The 17401-nt window shown below is 45.2% G+C and carries 29 protein-coding genes and 1 pseudogene; 7 read left to right on the top strand and 23 right to left on the bottom strand.

What is annotated here, in order from left to right; translation table 11 throughout:
- The first annotated feature begins 18 nt into the window (after window positions 1-18).
- The 3 genes from RS881_RS45805 to RS881_RS45795 all read left to right on the top strand — a co-directional run bounded on the left by RS881_RS45805 (window position 19) and on the right by RS881_RS45795 (window position 1672).
- Window positions 19-252 carry a hypothetical protein gene (locus RS881_RS45805; protein ID WP_315816908.1) on the top strand — a complete coding sequence of 78 codons (234 nt, stop codon included), beginning with the start codon at window positions 19-21 and terminating at the stop codon, window positions 250-252.
- A 339-nt stretch (window positions 253-591) separates the two neighbouring features.
- On the top strand, window positions 592-837 hold the full coding sequence (locus RS881_RS45800) for a carboxypeptidase-like regulatory domain-containing protein (protein ID WP_315816907.1): 246 nt from the start codon (window positions 592-594) through the stop codon (window positions 835-837).
- Between the two features lie 241 nt (window positions 838-1078).
- On the top strand, window positions 1079-1672 hold the full coding sequence (locus tag RS881_RS45795) for a hypothetical protein (protein ID WP_315816906.1): 594 nt from the start codon (window positions 1079-1081) through the stop codon (window positions 1670-1672).
- A 184-nt stretch (window positions 1673-1856) separates the two neighbouring features.
- On the opposite strand, the gene RS881_RS45790 is transcribed toward RS881_RS45795, so the two are convergent.
- Window positions 1857-2330: an alpha/beta hydrolase gene (locus tag RS881_RS45790; protein WP_315816905.1), complete on the bottom strand. Its 474-nt coding sequence runs from the start codon at window positions 2328-2330 to the stop codon at window positions 1857-1859.
- Between the two features lie 5 nt (window positions 2331-2335).
- Window positions 2336-2788 (bottom strand): alpha/beta hydrolase, encoded by a 453-nt coding sequence (locus RS881_RS45785; protein WP_315816904.1) that lies wholly within the window; start codon window positions 2786-2788, stop codon window positions 2336-2338.
- A 176-nt stretch (window positions 2789-2964) separates the two neighbouring features.
- Between RS881_RS45785 and RS881_RS45780 the strand changes: the two genes are divergently transcribed.
- Window positions 2965-3426 (top strand): hypothetical protein, encoded by a 462-nt coding sequence (locus RS881_RS45780; protein WP_315816903.1) that lies wholly within the window; start codon window positions 2965-2967, stop codon window positions 3424-3426.
- 190 nt (window positions 3427-3616) lie between these two features.
- Here the strand turns inward: RS881_RS45780 and RS881_RS45775 are convergent, their stop codons facing one another.
- From RS881_RS45775 to RS881_RS45730, 10 genes are all read right to left on the bottom strand, one after another.
- Complete coding sequence (locus RS881_RS45775) at window positions 3617-3874, bottom strand: glycosyltransferase (RefSeq protein WP_315816902.1); 258 nt, start codon at window positions 3872-3874, stop codon at window positions 3617-3619.
- Window positions 3844-4353: a glycosyltransferase gene (locus tag RS881_RS45770; protein WP_315824821.1), complete on the bottom strand. Its 510-nt coding sequence runs from the start codon at window positions 4351-4353 to the stop codon at window positions 3844-3846. The genes RS881_RS45775 and RS881_RS45770 overlap by 31 nt, the downstream gene beginning before the upstream one ends.
- Window positions 4354-4370: 17 nt before the next feature.
- Entirely contained in the window at window positions 4371-4859 is a 489-nt protein-coding gene (locus tag RS881_RS45765; RefSeq protein WP_315816901.1) for a glycosyltransferase, read from the bottom strand.
- A gap of 140 nt (window positions 4860-4999) precedes the next feature.
- On the bottom strand, window positions 5000-5560 hold the full coding sequence (locus RS881_RS45760) for an S-adenosylmethionine:tRNA ribosyltransferase-isomerase (RefSeq protein WP_315824820.1): 561 nt from the start codon (window positions 5558-5560) through the stop codon (window positions 5000-5002).
- Complete coding sequence (locus tag RS881_RS45755; RefSeq protein WP_315816900.1) at window positions 5556-6035, bottom strand: S-adenosylmethionine:tRNA ribosyltransferase-isomerase; 480 nt, start codon at window positions 6033-6035, stop codon at window positions 5556-5558. Before RS881_RS45755 ends, RS881_RS45760 begins: the two co-directional genes overlap by 5 nt.
- A 466-nt stretch (window positions 6036-6501) precedes the next feature.
- Window positions 6502-6660: a hypothetical protein gene (locus RS881_RS45750; protein WP_315824819.1), complete on the bottom strand. Its 159-nt coding sequence runs from the start codon at window positions 6658-6660 to the stop codon at window positions 6502-6504.
- Complete coding sequence (locus tag RS881_RS45745; RefSeq protein ID WP_315816899.1) at window positions 6591-7118, bottom strand: ATP-binding cassette domain-containing protein; 528 nt, start codon at window positions 7116-7118, stop codon at window positions 6591-6593. Before RS881_RS45745 ends, RS881_RS45750 begins: the two co-directional genes overlap by 70 nt.
- A 3-nt stretch (window positions 7119-7121) precedes the next feature.
- Window positions 7122-8063, bottom strand: coding sequence for an ABC transporter ATP-binding protein (locus RS881_RS45740; RefSeq protein ID WP_315816898.1), 942 nt, complete (start codon window positions 8061-8063; stop codon window positions 7122-7124).
- 90 nt (window positions 8064-8153) lie between these two features.
- Window positions 8154-8495: a phosphorylase family protein gene (locus RS881_RS45735; protein ID WP_315824818.1), complete on the bottom strand. Its 342-nt coding sequence runs from the start codon at window positions 8493-8495 to the stop codon at window positions 8154-8156.
- 106 nt (window positions 8496-8601) lie between these two features.
- A complete protein-coding gene (locus RS881_RS45730; RefSeq protein ID WP_315816897.1) occupies window positions 8602-8922 on the bottom strand; it encodes a nucleoside phosphorylase-I family protein in 321 nt (106 codons plus the stop codon).
- Window positions 8923-9118: 196 nt separating this feature from the next.
- Between RS881_RS45730 and RS881_RS60840 the strand changes: the two are divergent.
- The 3 genes and pseudogenes from RS881_RS60840 (at window position 9119) to RS881_RS45705 (ending at window position 11915) form a co-directional block, all read left to right on the top strand.
- Window positions 9119-9557 (top strand): annotated as a pseudogene (locus RS881_RS60840) (type I restriction enzyme HsdR N-terminal domain-containing protein).
- Window positions 9558-9679: 122 nt separating this feature from the next.
- Window positions 9680-11119, top strand: a complete 1440-nt coding sequence (locus tag RS881_RS45715; protein WP_315816894.1) for a DUF2339 domain-containing protein — start codon at window positions 9680-9682, stop codon at window positions 11117-11119.
- A 247-nt stretch (window positions 11120-11366) separates the two neighbouring features.
- A complete protein-coding gene (locus tag RS881_RS45705; protein ID WP_425476323.1) occupies window positions 11367-11915 on the top strand; it encodes a DUF2339 domain-containing protein in 549 nt (182 codons plus the stop codon).
- Window positions 11916-12039: 124 nt separating this feature from the next.
- On the opposite strand, the gene RS881_RS45700 is transcribed toward RS881_RS45705, so the two are convergent.
- The 11 genes from RS881_RS45700 to RS881_RS45650 form a co-directional block, all read right to left on the bottom strand.
- Window positions 12040-12570 carry a GNAT family N-acetyltransferase gene (locus RS881_RS45700; protein ID WP_315816891.1) on the bottom strand — a complete coding sequence of 177 codons (531 nt, stop codon included), beginning with the start codon at window positions 12568-12570 and terminating at the stop codon, window positions 12040-12042.
- On the bottom strand, window positions 12567-12989 hold the full coding sequence (locus tag RS881_RS45695; protein WP_315816890.1) for a GNAT family N-acetyltransferase: 423 nt from the start codon (window positions 12987-12989) through the stop codon (window positions 12567-12569). The genes RS881_RS45700 and RS881_RS45695 overlap by 4 nt, the downstream gene beginning before the upstream one ends.
- An 89-nt stretch (window positions 12990-13078) precedes the next feature.
- Complete coding sequence (locus RS881_RS45690) at window positions 13079-13378, bottom strand: hypothetical protein (RefSeq protein ID WP_315816889.1); 300 nt, start codon at window positions 13376-13378, stop codon at window positions 13079-13081.
- A complete protein-coding gene (locus tag RS881_RS45685; protein ID WP_315816888.1) occupies window positions 13375-13632 on the bottom strand; it encodes a DUF1003 domain-containing protein in 258 nt (85 codons plus the stop codon). Before RS881_RS45685 ends, RS881_RS45690 begins: the two co-directional genes overlap by 4 nt.
- A gap of 57 nt (window positions 13633-13689) precedes the next feature.
- Window positions 13690-13932, bottom strand: coding sequence for a hypothetical protein (locus RS881_RS45680; protein ID WP_315816887.1), 243 nt, complete (start codon window positions 13930-13932; stop codon window positions 13690-13692).
- 107 nt (window positions 13933-14039) lie between these two features.
- Entirely contained in the window at window positions 14040-14450 is a 411-nt protein-coding gene (locus tag RS881_RS45675) for a hypothetical protein (protein WP_315816886.1), read from the bottom strand.
- A gap of 117 nt (window positions 14451-14567) precedes the next feature.
- Window positions 14568-14786, bottom strand: a complete 219-nt coding sequence (locus tag RS881_RS45670) for a hypothetical protein (protein WP_315816885.1) — start codon at window positions 14784-14786, stop codon at window positions 14568-14570.
- 103 nt (window positions 14787-14889) lie between these two features.
- Window positions 14890-15219 carry a hypothetical protein gene (locus tag RS881_RS45665; RefSeq protein WP_315816884.1) on the bottom strand — a complete coding sequence of 110 codons (330 nt, stop codon included), beginning with the start codon at window positions 15217-15219 and terminating at the stop codon, window positions 14890-14892.
- A 182-nt stretch (window positions 15220-15401) separates the two neighbouring features.
- Window positions 15402-15803: a HEPN domain-containing protein gene (locus RS881_RS45660; protein WP_315816883.1), complete on the bottom strand. Its 402-nt coding sequence runs from the start codon at window positions 15801-15803 to the stop codon at window positions 15402-15404.
- A 34-nt stretch (window positions 15804-15837) separates the two neighbouring features.
- Window positions 15838-16257, bottom strand: coding sequence for a hypothetical protein (locus RS881_RS45655; RefSeq protein ID WP_315816882.1), 420 nt, complete (start codon window positions 16255-16257; stop codon window positions 15838-15840).
- A 167-nt stretch (window positions 16258-16424) separates the two neighbouring features.
- On the bottom strand, window positions 16425-17375 hold the full coding sequence (locus RS881_RS45650; protein WP_315824817.1) for a Glu/Leu/Phe/Val family dehydrogenase: 951 nt from the start codon (window positions 17373-17375) through the stop codon (window positions 16425-16427).
- Window positions 17376-17401: the final 26 nt, after the last annotated feature.

Below are 17401 nucleotides of genomic sequence, written 5' to 3'. Positions count from 1 at the left end.
ACGCTCAATTTTTATTATATGGAGAAAATGACTAAGATCATCCTTACACGTAAGGGAGAATGGTTGAACCGGGCAAGGTCCTATAAAGTACTTATTGATGAACAGAAAACCGGTATTATTAAGAATGACGGTACTGAGGAGTATGTGGTAGAGCCTGGAAAACATAGTATTCGTTGTACCATTGATTGGTGCAGCAGCCCTGTTTTACAATTAGAGGTGGATCGTATACCTGAAAGTGAAGAGCGGTCTTAAGTACTATTGGCCTTTGTTTATTTTGCTGATAGCCGGTTTAGTACTGAATTTTGTATTTGTGGGCAATCCGGTCAGCAGACCCGATTGAGTGTATACCTGCGCATGGTATTGCTTTTACCAGCCTTGCTATATATTATTTATTTTCTTACTGCCGGCAGGAAACGCTACCTGCTGATTGAAAAAGACAAGGATAATCTTTTCGGATAAACTGCCTCCTCCATAACTTGTTTTATTATCTTAGCCGGTATGAAATGTATACCGGCTTTTTTGTGTCTATCCGGGTATAACAGCCCCCATGGGACGCATAGCTGGTAAATTACCTTACCTTATTGTAATTCATTGAGAAATACCTTTACCATTGCTTGTTTTGCAGGACTGCTCTTGATCGTTACCTTATCGGGCATGGCCCAGGGCAGTAACCGTATTACCGGTATTGTGGTGAATGCCACCAACGGCACGCCTATTGCCAGCGCCAGTGTTTTCATCAGCAATACTTCCTCGGGTACGATGAGCAATGCTGCCGGCCATTTTTCCCTGACCGATATTCCCAAAAAGGTTCTTACGAGCTCGTCATATCTTCTGTAGGGTTTACTACCCTGGCTTTCCCCTTTAGCGGCGATTCATTACCCCTGAACCTCACAGTTAAATTAAAACCCAAGGTAACTGAATTGGAATCGGTGGTGGTAGAGCCCTGGGAAAAGATGGTTGGGCTAAATGGGGGCGGGTATTTACGGAGAATTTTATTGGGACTACCAGTGCTTCCCGTCAATGCGCCATCAAAAACTATAAATCACTTAGGTTCCGGTATTCCAGGAAAACGAATACGTTGATAGCAGTTGCAGATGAACCCCTGATCATAGAAAACCGGGCGCTGGGGTATCGTATTAAATACCAACTGGAAGATTTTATCTATAACATGTCGGAGCGAACGCTCTTGTATGTAGGTTATACCTTGTTTGAAGATATGGCTGCCGACCGTAACCGTATACCCCGCAGGTGGGTGGTGGCCCGTAAGCATGCTTACGAAGGCTCAATGATGCATTTTATGCGTTCCTTGTATACCAATAAGTTGGACATGGATGGTTTTGAAGTGCAACGTATGGTGAAAGTTCCCAACATTGAAAAGCAGCGGGTAAAGAAAGAGTATGCTTCTTTGTGGCGAAGGAATATTGGTACGGGCAGCCGGATCGTCATGGGACGGGGAGATTCTGTTTCAGTAGTGGGCGATTCGACTGAATACTATTCCCGCATTCTCCGTCAGCCCGATTTTAAAGATGTGATCAATCCGCTCTTACTGACCGCCGATAGTGTTCTTACCAGGAAAGATTCATCACGCATCCTCCATTTTTCCGATTACCTGCATATTTCTTATAAAAGGGGCTGGAAGAGGAGGAATACCTCCGCAGGTTTGGTGAAATGAGTAAGCCCTGGCATCCCCGTTCTGATATCGTACTTTTAAATAGCACTCCCATCCTGGTAGAGGCTTCAGGTACTTACTTTCCTCCGCAAGAGCTTTTTCACTGGGCTATTGGGCCTGGAGTGAAAAGATTGCACAGATGTTGCCCATTGATTTTGATCCGGAAAAACTCAAATAAACCCAACAGCTACTTGATCCACTTATTGGTTCTCATCCACTGCTCCAGCAGGTCCATCCATTTTACCTCGCTGGTCTTATTATTCATTCCAAAACCGTGACCGCCTTTTTCATAGAGGTAGATCTCTGCAGGTACTTTATTTTTTTGCAGGGTCTCATAAAAACGCTGGCTGTTTTGAACCACCACTGTTTTATCGTCCTTGGCATGCACCAGGAAAGTGGGTGGAGTGTGTTTGGTTATTTGCAACTCATTGGAGTAGGTAGTGATTTTATCTGCAGCGGGGTTTTCGCCCAGTAACCGGGTGCGCGAGCCTTTGTGCGCCAGGCTGTCGGAAAAACTGATCACCGGGTAGATCAGGATCATAAAATCGGGACGTACGGGTGTATTGGAGGCGGCCTTTTTATAGGGTTGCCCGGTCACATAGTTGAATTGAAAATGGGTGCCGGTAGTTGATACCAGGTGTCCGCCTGCCGAAAAGCCCATAATACCTACCCGGTCCTTTTAATACCCCATTCGGCCGCTCTTTCCCGCACTACCAGGAGGGCTTTTTGTGCGTCCTGCAAAGGGCCGATCTCTTTATTGAGCATGGTAGTATCATTGGGTAGGCGGTATTTTAACACAATGGCTGTAACACCTATCTCATTGAATTTGCGGGCTACATCCGATCCCTCATGACTGGCCGCCAGCATGGAATAGCCGCCGCCCGGGCACACGATCACTGCTGTACCAGTAGCTTTTTCTTTAGGCGCCTGGTAAATGGTGAGGGTGGGCCTGGTAACAAAACTGATGCGCAGCTTGCCATCGGCACCCACAACCGAGCTTTCTTTATCTGGAACAGGCTTGGAATTGATGATGCTGTCTGCGTATAATGGAATGGTGATTTGTGACATGGCAGATTGTGCAAAACAGAAAAAGGATAATAAGGCCAGCGTACGTTTCATTTGGTTTGAGTTGTTGATCAAATATAATGCAAAACGGATCAGGAATTAATCCCCCGTTTTTACCTGCCAATCCATTTACTTTTCTTTCACAGAATGTTAAGTTAAAACAGGGGTGCTGGCCATTGACTCATGTAACTTATAGATATACCTTCAAGTCATACAATAAACCAGCGTTTATGAAAAAGCTATACTCTCTTTCAACATTGCTTGTAGTGCTGATTATCTTCACCGGTTGTAGTAAAGATGTTTTCAAACCTTATGATGACCGCATCGAGGGTGTGTGGGAACTGACGGATGTGAACAAGGTAGGCTGGGGTAGTACCAACCTCAACTTTACCGGTGGGCGGTTTACCTTTTACGGAAACGGACAGGTGGAGTATGAAGATGGCTATGGTGGGTTTTATGAAGGCAGATGGGATATCCGCACCCGTAACATCCCTGATTGTTATATTGATGAAAATGGCAACTCATTCTGTGATGGCCGTAATGTACGTACCCTGCAGATCAATGTGACCGACTTTGTAACCCACGACGTACGGTCAGAATATTTTGATGAAATTGTATTTACTGGTACCAACCGTTTCAAAGCTTACCTCTACGATGGTAACAGGACCTATGTGTTTAAGTTCAAGAGGTAGGGCATAACGGTCGAAATGTTAACCATATATACTGAAAGGTGAAGGAGTAATTTTCTTCACCTTTTCGTTTTTTAACGTGGTATATTAATGTTAAGTATGAAATTATTACTTCTTTATTTTAGGAAATCCAGGCCAATAGAAATTAAAAAATTCGAGGTAGGTCATTTTTGAAATAGAGAACAAACAGCACTTACTTCTCATACTTCCTCAACAATCCCTCATACAATCCCTCAATTTGCCTCGTCATAGTAGCGGCGCTGTACGTGGAGCTGATGGTGGCCCTGGCTTCGCGGCCCAGGCGTTCACGCAGAGCGGGATCGGTTAATTGAATAATGGTTTGTGGTAGCGTACTGTCCAATGTTTCTACCGGCAACAACAGCCCATTTACATTATGCCGTATCACTTCAGAAGTGCCGTCTACCTTCGTACCGATAATAGCCTTGCCCATAGCCATGGCTTCCAGCAATCAATAGGCAATCCTTCCCATAAGGAAGGCAATACAAAAATATCAGCCACTGCCAGCACATCCGGCACATCCTGCCTGAAAGGTGCAAAGATCACCTGATCTGCAATACCCAGCTGTTTTACCATCTCCAGCGCTTCCGGTTTTTGATCGCCATCGCCCACCATTAATAAGCGCAGGGAGGGCAATTGCTTCACCGCCTGGGCAAAAGCAGCGAGAAGCTTCAGCGGTTGTTTCTGATGAATAAAACGGGCTACAAACAATACCAGGGTTATATCCTTGGGTACATTCAATTCACTCCGCACATCCTTGAAGGAACGGGCAGGATCGAACTTGTTTTGATCAATGCCATTGTTCACTACTACCGACTCAAACCCTTTGAAGGTCTTTTGACCACTTAGCTGGTTGGAGGCGGATACAGAGATATTGATATCTGATTTTTTGGTGAGCAATTGTTCTCCCATCACCCGCACCTTCTTGATCAGCGGGTTCTGGTCGTCATGGAATGACCAGCCATGGATGGTGTATACCAGCGGCAGCTGTAGTTTTTAGTAGCCCAGAATACGTTGGAGTTAGCACGGGTACCATGGGCATGTACCAGCTGGATATTATTGGCCTCAATAAATGCCTTTACCCTTTTCCACTTGCTGATGTCAAAGGGTTTCTCCGTATAGATCACTTCCGTTTGTATGCCCATTGCTTTCAGCCTGTCAACCATGGGGCCTTCGGTAAAAGAAAGCACTACTGGTTCATAGCGGTCTTTATCCAGGTTTTCTACCAGGCTTAATAAATGACTCTCTCCACCACCGATCTGTCCCTGACGGATGGTTTCCAGGATGCGTATTTTAGGGGAATGGCTCATAACGATTGCGAAAGTAATACAAGCAGCCAAGAGATGAAAGGGTTGAAAGGGAAAAAGAGTAAATCCCCATTCATCGCAGAGCGGGTCATCTGTGTCAATCCGCGTCATCTGTGAGCCCATTTTTCGCACTTCTGCGTGGGCCGGCAAAGAAAAAGCCCCACTTACGTGAGGCTTTCTATTATCAGGTTGTTTGAGCGGGAGGAACCCGGAAAGGGCCATCCACTACACAAAACGAGATTAGATCACGATCATGGCATCGCCATAGCTGAAGAAGCGGTACTTATCTTTGATCGCTTTTTATAAGCTTCCATAGCCAGGTCATAACCGGCAAAAGCGCAGGTCATGATCAGCAGGCTGGTCTTTGGGAGGTGCAGGTTGGTAACCAGCGCATCGGCAATGTTGAACTGATAAGGAGGATGGATGAAAATATTCGTCCAGCCTTCAGAAGGTTTCAACAGTTTTTCTGCGGTATAGGAAGATTCCAGTGCACGCATGGTGGTAGTACCTACAGAACAGATACGGTGACCGCCTTCAATGGCCTTGTTCACGATCTTGCAGGCAGTATCTTCTATACGGTAATACTCGGCGTCCATTTTGTGTTTGCTCAGATCTTCCACCTCAATAGGGCGGAAAGTGCCAAGGCCCGTATGCAGGGTTACTTCGGCAAAACGGATACCTTTAATTTCCAGTCTTTTGATCAGCTCTATGCTGAAGTGCAGGCCGGCAGTGGGAGCCGCTACAGCCCCTTCATGTTTGGCATAAACAGTCTGGAAGCGCTCTTTATCTTCTGCTTCGGGTTTACGTTTAATATATTTTGGCAGGGAGTTTCACCCAGGAATTCCAGCATCTGGCGAAATTCATCGTCTGTACCATCCCACAGAAAACGGATGGTACGACCACGGAAGTGGTATTGTCAATTACTTCGGCTACCAGCTCATCGTTTTCGCCGAAATAGAGTTTATTACCAACGCGGATCTTACGGGCGGGATCAACAATTACATCCCACAGGCGGTTGGGCTTATTTAATTCTCTTAAAAGGAATACTTCAATTTTAGCACCTGTTTTCTCCTTGCGGCCATACATACGAGCGGGAAACACTTTGGTATTGTTGACAACAAAAACATCCTTGTCATCAAAATAATCCATGATGTCGCGGAAGTGCTTGTTTTCAATCTGGCCGGTTTTACGATGTACCACCATCAGGCGGGCATCTTCACGTTTCTTCGTAGGGTGTTGGGCAATGAGATTAAGCGGTAAATCAAATCTGAACTGTGACAGTTTCATGTGAATTATAACAATTTTATTACGGTAGGTAGCCACATGATACCAAGCGGTAGTAAGAGCGGGTACATCGGGGAATTTGCTCCGGACAAACGAGGTCTTACGGCACCAGGTTTGATAGCATGTAAGGCATAAATTTCAAGCGGGCGAAGGTAGTAAAAAGATGTATATGAAAAAATAAAGAATAGGATCACGGCTTTTATGACCAATTGCATGATAAGCCGCACTTTAGGTGAACAAAAATGACCAATTCCCGGGATTTTGAGGCCTATTACCTAAGTTGTAGGTGGTGCCACCCGATTGATGGGCCTGAGTACCGCATCCGGTTAAGCAATAATACCTTTCGGAATGGAGGCAATTAGCTGTTGGGTATAGGCCGACCGGGGATGAAAGTATACCTCATCGGCACTACCCATTTCTTCGATCTTTCCTTTATTCATGACCATTATCCGGTCGCTGATATAACGTACTACCGATAAATCGTGCGAAATAAAGATGATCGTAAACCCGAACTCTTTTTAAGGTCATTCAGCAGGTTCAATACCTGGGCCTGTACACTTACATCCAGGGCCGATACAGATTCATCGCACACCACAAAAGAAGGATTGAGGGCCAGGGTTCTGGCAATAACGATCCGTTGCCGTTGACCACCCGAAAATTCATGGGGTAACGGTCAAAATGCGCCGCATTCAGGTTCACCTTTTCCAACAACTCTACTACCTTATCTTTTCTTTGTTTGCTGGTGGGCAATAATCGATGCACTTTAAGGGGTTCGGCAATCGCCTCTCCAATGGTAAGCCGTGGATTGAGCGAAGAGTAGGGGTCCTGAAAAACGATCTGTATATCCTTACGGAGGGCTTTTAGCTCATCTCGTTTTTTGGCTGTCAGGTCAATCCCATCATAGCGTATGGTGCCTTTAGTAGGCTCTATCAACCGGAGTATCGTTCTGCCCAGGGTTGTTTTACCGCAGCCCGATTCGCCTACCAGTCCCAGCGTTTCCCCCTTGTATACATCAAAACTCACATCATCTACAGCCCTGGTATATTCCAATGCCTTACCCAGGAATGTTTTTTGGAAGGAAACCATACACTAAGCTGGTCTACCTGAAGTAAAGGTTGGAAGCCTGATGGCTGGGATCAGAAGTCTGCGACCTGAAGTCTGAGGTCTGAGGACTGATGCCGGAAGTCTGATTGCCGACTGCCGATTGCCGACTGCCGAGTTCCGAATTGTATTCCTCTGTATGCTGTATTCTCCCTCCAGGAAATCACTCACCACCGGCAATCGCTCTCCTTTCGGATGCAATATCGGCCGGCAGGCTAGTAATCCTTTGGTATAGGGATGTTGGGGATGGCTGAATAGTTGGGCAACGGAACCTTGTTCCACAATATTCCCTTTGTACATAACCACCGCTTTATCGGCAATCTCTGCTACAACACTTAGATCATGGGTGATGAAAATTACACCCATCTGTTCTGTTTCCTGCAACGACTTGATGAGTTGTAAAATGGTTTTCTGTACCGTTACATCGAGGGCCGTTGTGGGTTCATCACAGATCAGCAGATCGGGTTCACAACTCATGGCCATGGCAATCATGACCCGTTGTTTTTGTCCGCCACTCAACTGGTGTGGATAGCGGTGAAATAGCTGGGCCGGATTGGGAAGTTTTACTTTCTCAAACAGCTCTATCGTTTTTTGCGTAGCTTTTTCTTTGGATAGTTTACGGTGGAGGCGAATGGCCTCCATCACCTGGTCGCCACAGGTAAATACCGGGTTGAGCGAGCTCATCGGTTCCTGGAAGATCATGGCCACCTGGTTACCCCGTATGGCGCGCAGTTGCTGCGGCGTTTGAGTAAGGAGGTTAACAGCTGTTTTCCCATCGGGCGAAAAAAGGATATTACCCTGAGTATACCTGGCCGGTGGGGTAGGCAGCAATTGCAGGATCGACAGGGAGGTGACCGATTTGCCGGAACCCGATTCTCCTACAATGGCAACAATTTCACCACGCTGTACTTCCAGGGAAATATTATTCACGGCGGTAGTAGTGCCTATTTCGGTTACGAAATCTACCTGCAGGTTATTGATCTGTAAAAGGGGATGGCCATGTAGGGTACAAATACTTTATCAGAATTTCAAATGTCGTACGGTGAGCCCGTTATTGATCAACTGTTTCAGGGAATCGATGCCTATACGCAGGTGACGTTCCACATAGTTGGCAGTTACCGTTTTATCACTTTCTTCTGTTTTTACGCCCTCTGGTATCATAGGCGAATCGCTCACCAGTAGCAGGGCGCCGGTAGGTATCTTATTGTAAAAGCCTACTGAAAAGATGGTGGCTGTTTCCATATCAATGGCATAGCTGCGGATGCGTTGCAGGTACTCCTTGAAATGCTCATCGTGTTCCCATACCCGGCGGTTGGTGGTATAAACGGTCCCCGTCCAGTAATCTACTCCATAATCCCGTATGGTGGTCGATACTGCTTTTGCAGGGCAAAGGCTGGCAAGGCCGGCACTTCGGGCGGAAAATAATCATTGGAAGTACCTTCTCCCCTGATCGCAGCAATGGGCAGGATCAGATCGCCAATATTGTTGCGTTTTTTAGTCCGCCGCATTTACCCAAAAACAGTACAGCCTCGGGTTCAATAGCTGTGAGGAGGTCCATTACCGTGGCAGCAGTAGGGCTACCCATACCAAAGTTGATAATGGTAATATTTTCGGCCGTAGCACATTGCATCGGTCGGTCGAGTCCAATAATGGGCACCTTATTCCATTCGGCAAACATTTTTACGTAGTTGCTGAAATTGGTCAGCAGGATATACTTGCCAAAGTTTGCCAGGGCTTCTCCCGTATAACGGGGCAACCAGTTTTGAACAATATCTTCTTTTGTCTTCATATTAAGGGTTAAATTTCGTTTATTTTGACTAAGAGACAAAGAGAAAAAGGGCCAGGTATAATGGCTCTTTGGTCCTATTGTCTGGCCTCCAATCCCTTATCTTGCTAAAACCTTCCTCTTTATCTCTTTCCCCCTTTAACCTCTTAGCCCCTATTTCTCTTTTCCCTCTTTAATCTCTTAGCCTTAGATTTGGCGCATGATCCGCATAGAGTATCCACCATTTCCATTCCGTATCCGTGAAGAGGAGGGCAAAGAGTTCATCTTTGATGAACTGCGCAGGCAATGGGTGCGTCTTACTCCGGAAGAATGGGTACGGCAGAATTTTTTACAATACCTGGTGCAAACCATGCGTTATCCTGCTTCTCTCATAGCTATTGAACGGGAGTTGAAGTTGGGGAGCTTAAAAAAGGTTTGATGTATTGGTGTATAACAGGCAACACCAGCCTTGGCTAATGGTAGAATGCAAAGCCATGGAAGTACAACTGGATCAGGATGTATTACAACAGATTTTAAGGTATAATATAGCCATACCCGTTCCTTTTCTGGTGATCACCAACGGGCATTATTGTGCGGGATTTGAAAAACGTGGGCAACAGTTGCAGTTAATGGAGGCACTACCTGTATTTGAAAATTAGCGTTCTTTTAACGCTTAATGTATTTTCTTTAAAGTAACCAATACTGCCTCTATGGCTACACTGCAGGAAAAATTGATGCCCTTACCCGTCATATTAGTGAACTGGCTGCGCAACAAAACCACTTGGGCAAACAGCTACTGGCCCTCATGAATGAACTGGATGAGCTGAAAGCACTGGCGGCGGCTTCCGTTACCACCAGCCATTCGCAGGAATCCATCAAAGAAAAGGTGATTGAATACAAGGAAGTCATCACAGCCCCCTCCTCCAGGCCCGTAAGGCCCGGCGCCGAACCAGGAAAGAAGGAGCCGGTACGCTCCGGTCCCTCCCATAAGGTATTTTCCTTTGAAGAATTTATTGGTAAGAACCTGGCCAGTAAGGTTGGTATCCTGGTTACCCTGGTAGGTATTTTTATTGGCGCCAGGTATGCCATAGAACATCAGCTGGTAAGCCCGGTGGTGCGCATTATAAGTGGTTATGTCTGTGGGGTGGCCCTGATAGCCATTGCTTACCGGTTGAAGAAGAAGTATGAAAGTTACAGCGCTGTTTTAATGGGTGGCGGATTATCGGTACTCTATTTCATTACCTATATAGCCTGGAGTTTTTATACCTTGTTACCACAACTGGCCGCCTTTGGCAGCATGCTGGTCATTTCAGCTGCCATTGTATATGTTGCCTTGTGGTACAACCAGGTCATCATTGCCCACCTGGCTCAGGTAGGCGCTTATGCCATTCCTTTTTTGTTGAGCAATAATTCGGGCCGGTATGATGCTTTATTTACCTATATGCTCATCATTAATGCCGGCGTATTGGTATTATCGTTTTACAAGTATTGGAAATCTTTATACTATACAGCCTATATTGCTTCCTGGCTTATTTATGGCGTCTGGTACTTCACTGGATACGGTGGAGGGCAGCATTTTACCTTATCCTTCGTTTTTCTATGTGCTTTCTTTTTGATGTTCTATACTACCTTCCTGGTGTATAAACTGATCCGCAAGGAACAATACAATATCGGCGATGTATTCCTGCTCCTGACGAATGCTTTTATTTTTTATGGATTGGGTTATAGCCTGTTGAGCGATCACAGTACTATCCAATATTGGCCTGCTTTGTTTACCATAGCCAATGCACTTATCCATCTAATGGCGTGTATCATTATCAAACGGCTGCAACTGGCCGATAGATCGCTCTACTATTTTGTGTTGGGCCTGGTGGTCGTTTTCCTCACCATTGCTATACCGGTGCAGTTAGATGGTAACTGGGTTACCTTGTTGTGGGCGGCCGAAGCTGTGCTGTTGTTTGTGATCGGTCGTACCAGGCAGGCGGAGCTATATGAAAAGTTGGCCATAGGATTGGTGATCCTGGCATTGGGCAGCCTCCTGCAGGATCGTGGGCAATTATCGCAACCTGCTGAAATTGGTTATCCATTCAGGAATATGGTTTTCTATACCAACCTGTTTGTGATAGGAGCATTTGGGGCGATCACCTGGATCAGTTGCCAAAAGAAATGGAAAGTAACCCCGGAGAACAGAACAGGCGTCCATGCTTTTTTGATTTCATAGTACCGGTAATACTGGTCCTGACCAGCTATTATATCCCTTTTCTGGAATTGAGAGACGCGGTGGGCATGGTGCAAACCGACTGGCAGTCAACTGCCGGAGGGGGCTGGACTGCGGAAGGGGCTTTATTGGTGGAAACTTCCTTGTTTCTCTATTCCGCAACCTTTGGCGCCCTGGTATTGTTCATCAATCAACGCTGGATCAGGAGCCGCTGGCTGGCCGTTGCCTCTTTGTTAGGTATTGGTCTGTTGTGCTGTCTTTTCCTTGCAGGCACCTTTCCTTTTTCAATGAGACAACCATTGGCTATTTTAATTATGGAAGCCAATCTCATTTGGGCGCCTGGCATATCGCAATGCGTTATGCTACCATTGGTCTCATCGCCTGGATCATGGTGATGGGAACCCGTGTCGTAAAGCAATACATTACCGAGTCTATCTTACAGCAAGGATGGAACTTATTGCTGTATATTACCACTTTAGGTATCATCAGCTATGAATACATTAACTGGACTGCCATAGCCGGCGGACAAGATCAATACAGAATTGGCCTTAGTGTTGTATGGGGATTGTTTGCCCTGGCCCTGGTGATCAATGGCATCCGCAAAAAACAGAAATATAAGAGATTGGTTGCCATCGCATTATTTGTGGTCACCATAGTAAAGCTGTTCCTCTATGACCTGGCAGAAGCAGGCACACTTACCAAAACCATTTCCTTCATTGCCATGGGCGTGATCTTGCTATTGGTTTCTTACTTATACAATCGGTACAAAGAAGTGCTTTTTGGAAGCAGTGAAACGTGAGACCGCAGACGTGAAACAGCAGATGTGAGACGTGAAATACCTCAATGCTGCGAGCCGTTTGCTTCGAGTAGCTACTTGGGTTGTCTCCTTTTCGTTTTCCTGATTGCCGACTGCCTATTGTCGACTACATCAGCACCTTTCGTTCTTCAGTGGCTGTTCTGACCTCTTTAAAGCCGGCTTTCTTATATACATGCAGGGCATTGGGATGGTCGAGTGAGCAGGTATTGAGCTGGATATGTTGGGGTTGATAGTTCCAGGCTGTTTGTATCACCGTTTGCAGGAAATAATGACCATAACCTTTACCAATAAAAGCTGGGAGCAAGCCAAAGTAAAGTATTTCCACATAGTCTTTTTCCCGCACAAATTCCGCAAAGCCGGCCGGCTGGCTTTCTATGTATAAAGCATAAATATCTACATGGGGGGCATTGATCTTTTCAAACAGGGCTGCGTCCTCCATCATCATACGGTCGAGCCAATACCATTCTTTACCTACACCATAGTAATAACCCCGGTAATCCTGTACGGCAATGGGTTTGGGTTGCAATTCAAAATCCATTTTGAAAGCTGCTGGTATGGTATTTACAGGTTGTTCATGCATTTCCAGGAAGGTCACCTGTACAGGTTGTAATACAACACGAGAATTATCGATGCTCATTGTAATTGTTTTTGACAGTGAAAGCCAATGATCTTATAGCCCTGGTTGAGCCAGAACCGGATGCCTTTATCATTCACTACATAACAATTGAGTTCCGAGGCAATACAGCCTTGGGAGCGACCGTATTCATATACCCAGGCCATCATTTCTTCACCTACTCCTTTATTGCGATATTCAGGCAATACCATCACATTATCTGGCTCAATGTGCTTGCCTACATAGTATTTATTGAGGATCCATAAACCGCAAATGCCAATCAGGCGATCATTATCATATACACCTGCACATTCATAATTGCGTTGCATCATGTCGGCCAGGCGTTCCTGCAGCGTATCTTCAGTAATAGCATTATTCAACAAGCGCAGGAAGGGAATAATGCTGTGGAGTTGATCTTTGGGAATGAGGCTGATCTGGTACATAGGTTATTCTTCTGCATCTCGAAATTAGGGTTTTTATTTTATCCGCCTGTACTTGTTAACAGCTTTGCTGTTACCCCGCCAGGTCAATCTTATACCAACAGGTTAAAGGACACCAGGATGATGGTAAGGGCAATGCAGATGAGGGCCACCAGGAATATGATATCGGCCAGCTGCTCCAGTTTTTCAGATCGCATTTCTTTTTGCGATCGGATCGAGAGAAAAGAAAGGATACAACTGATCACCAGTAAGATAGCCGCCATGCCGGTAATATCATCTATAAACGTGGCACCGCCCGTTTTAGATATCTTGATAGAAGTTAATACAATGAGGCAAAACCCCAGCAGGTTGGAGGACGTATTCAGTATATGTGGTGATTTATGCTGACTCATAATCCTTTCTTGTGCAGTTTGCCGCAAATGTCTTTGAGTTGTTCCAGCTGCTCCAGTTGTTCTACCTGCATATCATACAGTGCCTTGATCTGCTGCTGTTGCAAAAGATCCACCTTTTGTTGCAGACTGCGGATCTCCAACTCTGCTTTCATATTAACCAGGTAGTCATTCTCTGCCCGCTTCCGGTCTTTCTCTTCCTGCCTGTTCTGGCTCATCATGATAATGGGTGCCTGGATGGCAGCAATGCACGACAATACCAGGTTGAGCAGAATAAAAGGATAGGGGTCAAAGTTTTCTTTTTTGCGGGCTTATTATATTGTACAGTATCCAAATAAAAGGATCAGCATAAAAGAGATGATGAATTTCCAGCTGCCGCCAAAACGGGCTACCTTATCTGATATCCGTTGCCCCCGGCTTAGCATATCCGCGGGAGGGTGCAAGAGGTTGTTGATCACCAGCTCTTCTTCTTCAATGGTGGCTGCCACAATATCCTGTAGCTTCTTTAATTGATCATCTTCTACTGTCAGGCGGGTCTTTAATTCATAATTTGCCATAAAGAATCAATTTGTAAATGTTAGGATTTTCTGATCCTGAATTTACGCCGAATATACTGTATGGCCATCTTAATCGCCTGTTAACGGGAAGGGCTGTGCTGTAACAGCTAGTGCAGCCAATCGAGCGCTACTTTGTCCCAGTTAAATGCATTGTAGTTGGTGGTGCTATCTGGGTTCACACCAAAGAAGTTATGTTCTGTGCCAATATAACCTTTGAAGGTGAAGTTGTTTTTATACCGCCGGCTATTGACGACAATGGAGGCAATCCTTCCCATAGGATTACCGCCTGAGTAGATGAGGTGTGTGATCCGGGGAAAAGTGGAAGCCAGTTTAGCCACAATCGTAGCGCCCTCAGAGTGTCCGGCTGCTACCAGTGTAGAACGCAATATCCAAGGTTGTTTTTGCAGGTATTTAATCACTTCGATGTTCCGGTTCACATAATAGTCCAGGTAATTCCGGTCACTGTATGCTTTCGGATAGGAGCCTGTACTGTCTTTGTAAGTGAGATCGGACAGCATGGTCACATCTTTGATCAGGGGAACAGCGGGCTTACTGAATAGCGAGGTGATAATACGTAGTCAGGCTATCCGGCTTGAATGGGAAGGTTCCATACACGCCATCTTTGCTGTCAATGATCAGGGGAACAGGCTGGCTGCCCTGGCAAAACAAGAACAGGGGTTTGGGCTTTTGTTCTTCTCCCTTTTAGATTTGATCAGCAGCTGTACCGTATCACTCTTATACAGCATTTGCAAATGCCGGAAGCCATAATCGGCCGGCGATTTTGTTTGCGTTACGGCTTGCAGGGTATACAGGGATAATAAAAACAGGAAGCAGGTTTTCATGAGCTGAAACATACTTCCTAAATTAATTGCTTTTCCTTCAACTTCCTGTAGTGGCACTAAATATTTCTAATGCGCATATACGCATAAAGAGCGCCTGTACCGGGTATCAGGAAACCTAGAAGGTGCTGGGGTCAATATTGGCAAAGATAGAAGGCGTTGTTGAAGTAGGCACTTGTTTGGATGAAGGATACAACTTTTCAAATACTTCAAAGATGCTGTCTATTTCCTGACTGGTAGGAGCATGCACCGTAATATCGGTATAATTGTTACGGGCATACCTGATCTTAAAGATCACTTGTTTGTAAGTTCTTTTCAGGAAGGAGTTATCATGTTCTTTCCGGTATTCGGTAAAATATTCCTTTTCATTATCAAACCGCCAGGATTCATCGCCCCGGGTGAGGTAATAGAAACTGGTGGGCTCTTCATTTTTTTGTGTGGTGATCACCTTGCTTAGGACCTGTTCAATTTTTCGGCAGGAAAATACGCTTGTGGGTAAAGTTTTGATTTTTCCATATAACAGCAGTTTTAAGGTATCTAAATCTAACTTATTTTTCCCAACTCCGCCATAAAAATCCTATTCACTATAAGGCGAATGGGATCAATGTATTAGATATGACTCGGATCACATCAGCTGGTCACACCCTGGCTTTGCAGGTACTTCCTGAAATTTTTGAGGTGAGTCAAACAGTAGGAGTGATCAATTTGTTTAAGCTGTTCAAACGTGGTGATATCAGTAATGCCCTCATATCTTGCAGTTCGTGAGTAGGTAAATAAGTTTTTATACTCTCGCCAAGCTCCCTTTGTTATGCGCATACGTGCATTATGTCTGTCGGGATTTACATTTCGCTCTATATCAAAATGGGTTTCTCCGATATCAATACCTTTCTTGGAGGCCAAAGCTTTAAGGTAATGAATGGCAACATAAAATAATACAGTGATCTTCCAATCGTAAAAATGGCCGTTAAACTGGGTCTCTATGCAATCGTGGAAGTTTTGGTTATGCGTGGCTTGTTCTAAGTGCTGCTGCATCGAATCTAATCAAGTTTTAGTTCTTCGGAGTAGTTTATTTTTCTACTAGTTCAATGGGTACAAACTGAAAATAAACGGGGTATTTGCTGGAAATATCGAGGAGATCATATTTATCAAAGAAGTCAAAAACCTTATTGCGGTTAGTTATATTGTCATCGTTCAAAACGATAGAATAGTGCAGATCATTCAGAGAAGTTTTACTTCTATAGGCGGCGGTGATAAGTGGTTTCTTAATCCGTAGGAATGAGTTAACGAATTTGTCTATAATATGCTTTACCTGGTCATCAATATTATTGGAAACATGGAATACACTATCAACCGGATTGGACAAAGTGGCTTCTATTTTTTTACTAAGCTCTGTGAGTTCTCCAATCTTCAGGAGTTCATAGCTGCGGTCAACCTCCTCTTTAAACTCTTCCAGTTTATTTTGTAACAGGTATAGAATGCTTTTCAACTGACCAAGTTGCTGTTCTGCAGTTGCTGATATACCTGCTTTCTTTCCATATCCAAACCTACAATAAAATTATTAAAATAAATAATTTATAATATTTTTTAATAAAAACCCATTCGTATAGGCGAATGGATTTCAATGTTATATACACCCGAAACGGGTCAAATACTTTATGGGAATATGCCCAATTCGGCATAGCTGGTAGCCACTTTATTGATGGCTACTAAGTAAGCTGCTGTACGCATATCCGGCACCTGTGGATTGGCTTTCCAGGCATCCATGATTTCGCGGGTAGCGGTGATCATGGTTTCTTCCAGTCCACTACGTACCAGGTCTACTTCATCCGGACCATGCATGATGAACTCACGCTCTTTGGTACCTACCTGCTTGCCGGTAAGGCCTTCAATTTGTCCCAGGATATGGGTATTGAGGTTTTCGGTAAAGCGTTTTTCCATACGGCCATAACGTACGTGGCTAAGGTTTTTCAACCACTCAAAGTAAGATACCGTAACACCACCTGCATTGAGGTACATATCCGGTACTACCAGGATGCCACGTTTGGCGAAAATATCATCGGCTTCGGGTGTTAAAGGACCGTTGGCTGCTTCTCCAATGATCTTTGCTTTTACATTGGGTGCATTGGTGCCATTGATCACATTCTCCAGGGCTGCGGGGATCAATACATCACACTCCATTTCCAGGGCATCAGTATTCTTGGCAAAATTGGTACCATCCTTGAAATTGAGGATGGAGCCTGTTTTTTTACGGTGTTCAAATACGGCATCTACATCCAGTCCGTCATTGTTCCAGATAGAACCTTCAAATTCGGCCAGACCAACGATCTTGGCGCCTGCTTCCTGGAAGAACTTGGCAGAGTGGTAACCCACATTACCCAGCCCCTGTACTACTACGCGCTTGCCTTCCACACCAACACTCATGCCCAGCTTATCCATCTGGTCTTTCATGTTCAGTACTTCGCGTAAGCCATAGAATACACCCAGGCCGGTAGCTTCACGGCGACCGCGAACACCACCCTGGGTAACAGGCTTGCCGGTAACGCAACCCATGGCATCAATTTCGCCGGGGCGCATACTGGTATACGTATCCACGATCCAGGCCATCTCACGCTCACCCGTACCATAATCGG

This window comes from Paraflavitalea speifideaquila, from assembly GCF_032395985.1.
Classification (GTDB): Bacteria; Bacteroidota; Bacteroidia; order Chitinophagales; family Chitinophagaceae; genus Paraflavitalea; species Paraflavitalea speifideaquila.
This window is presented reverse-complemented; position numbering and strand designations above follow the sequence as displayed.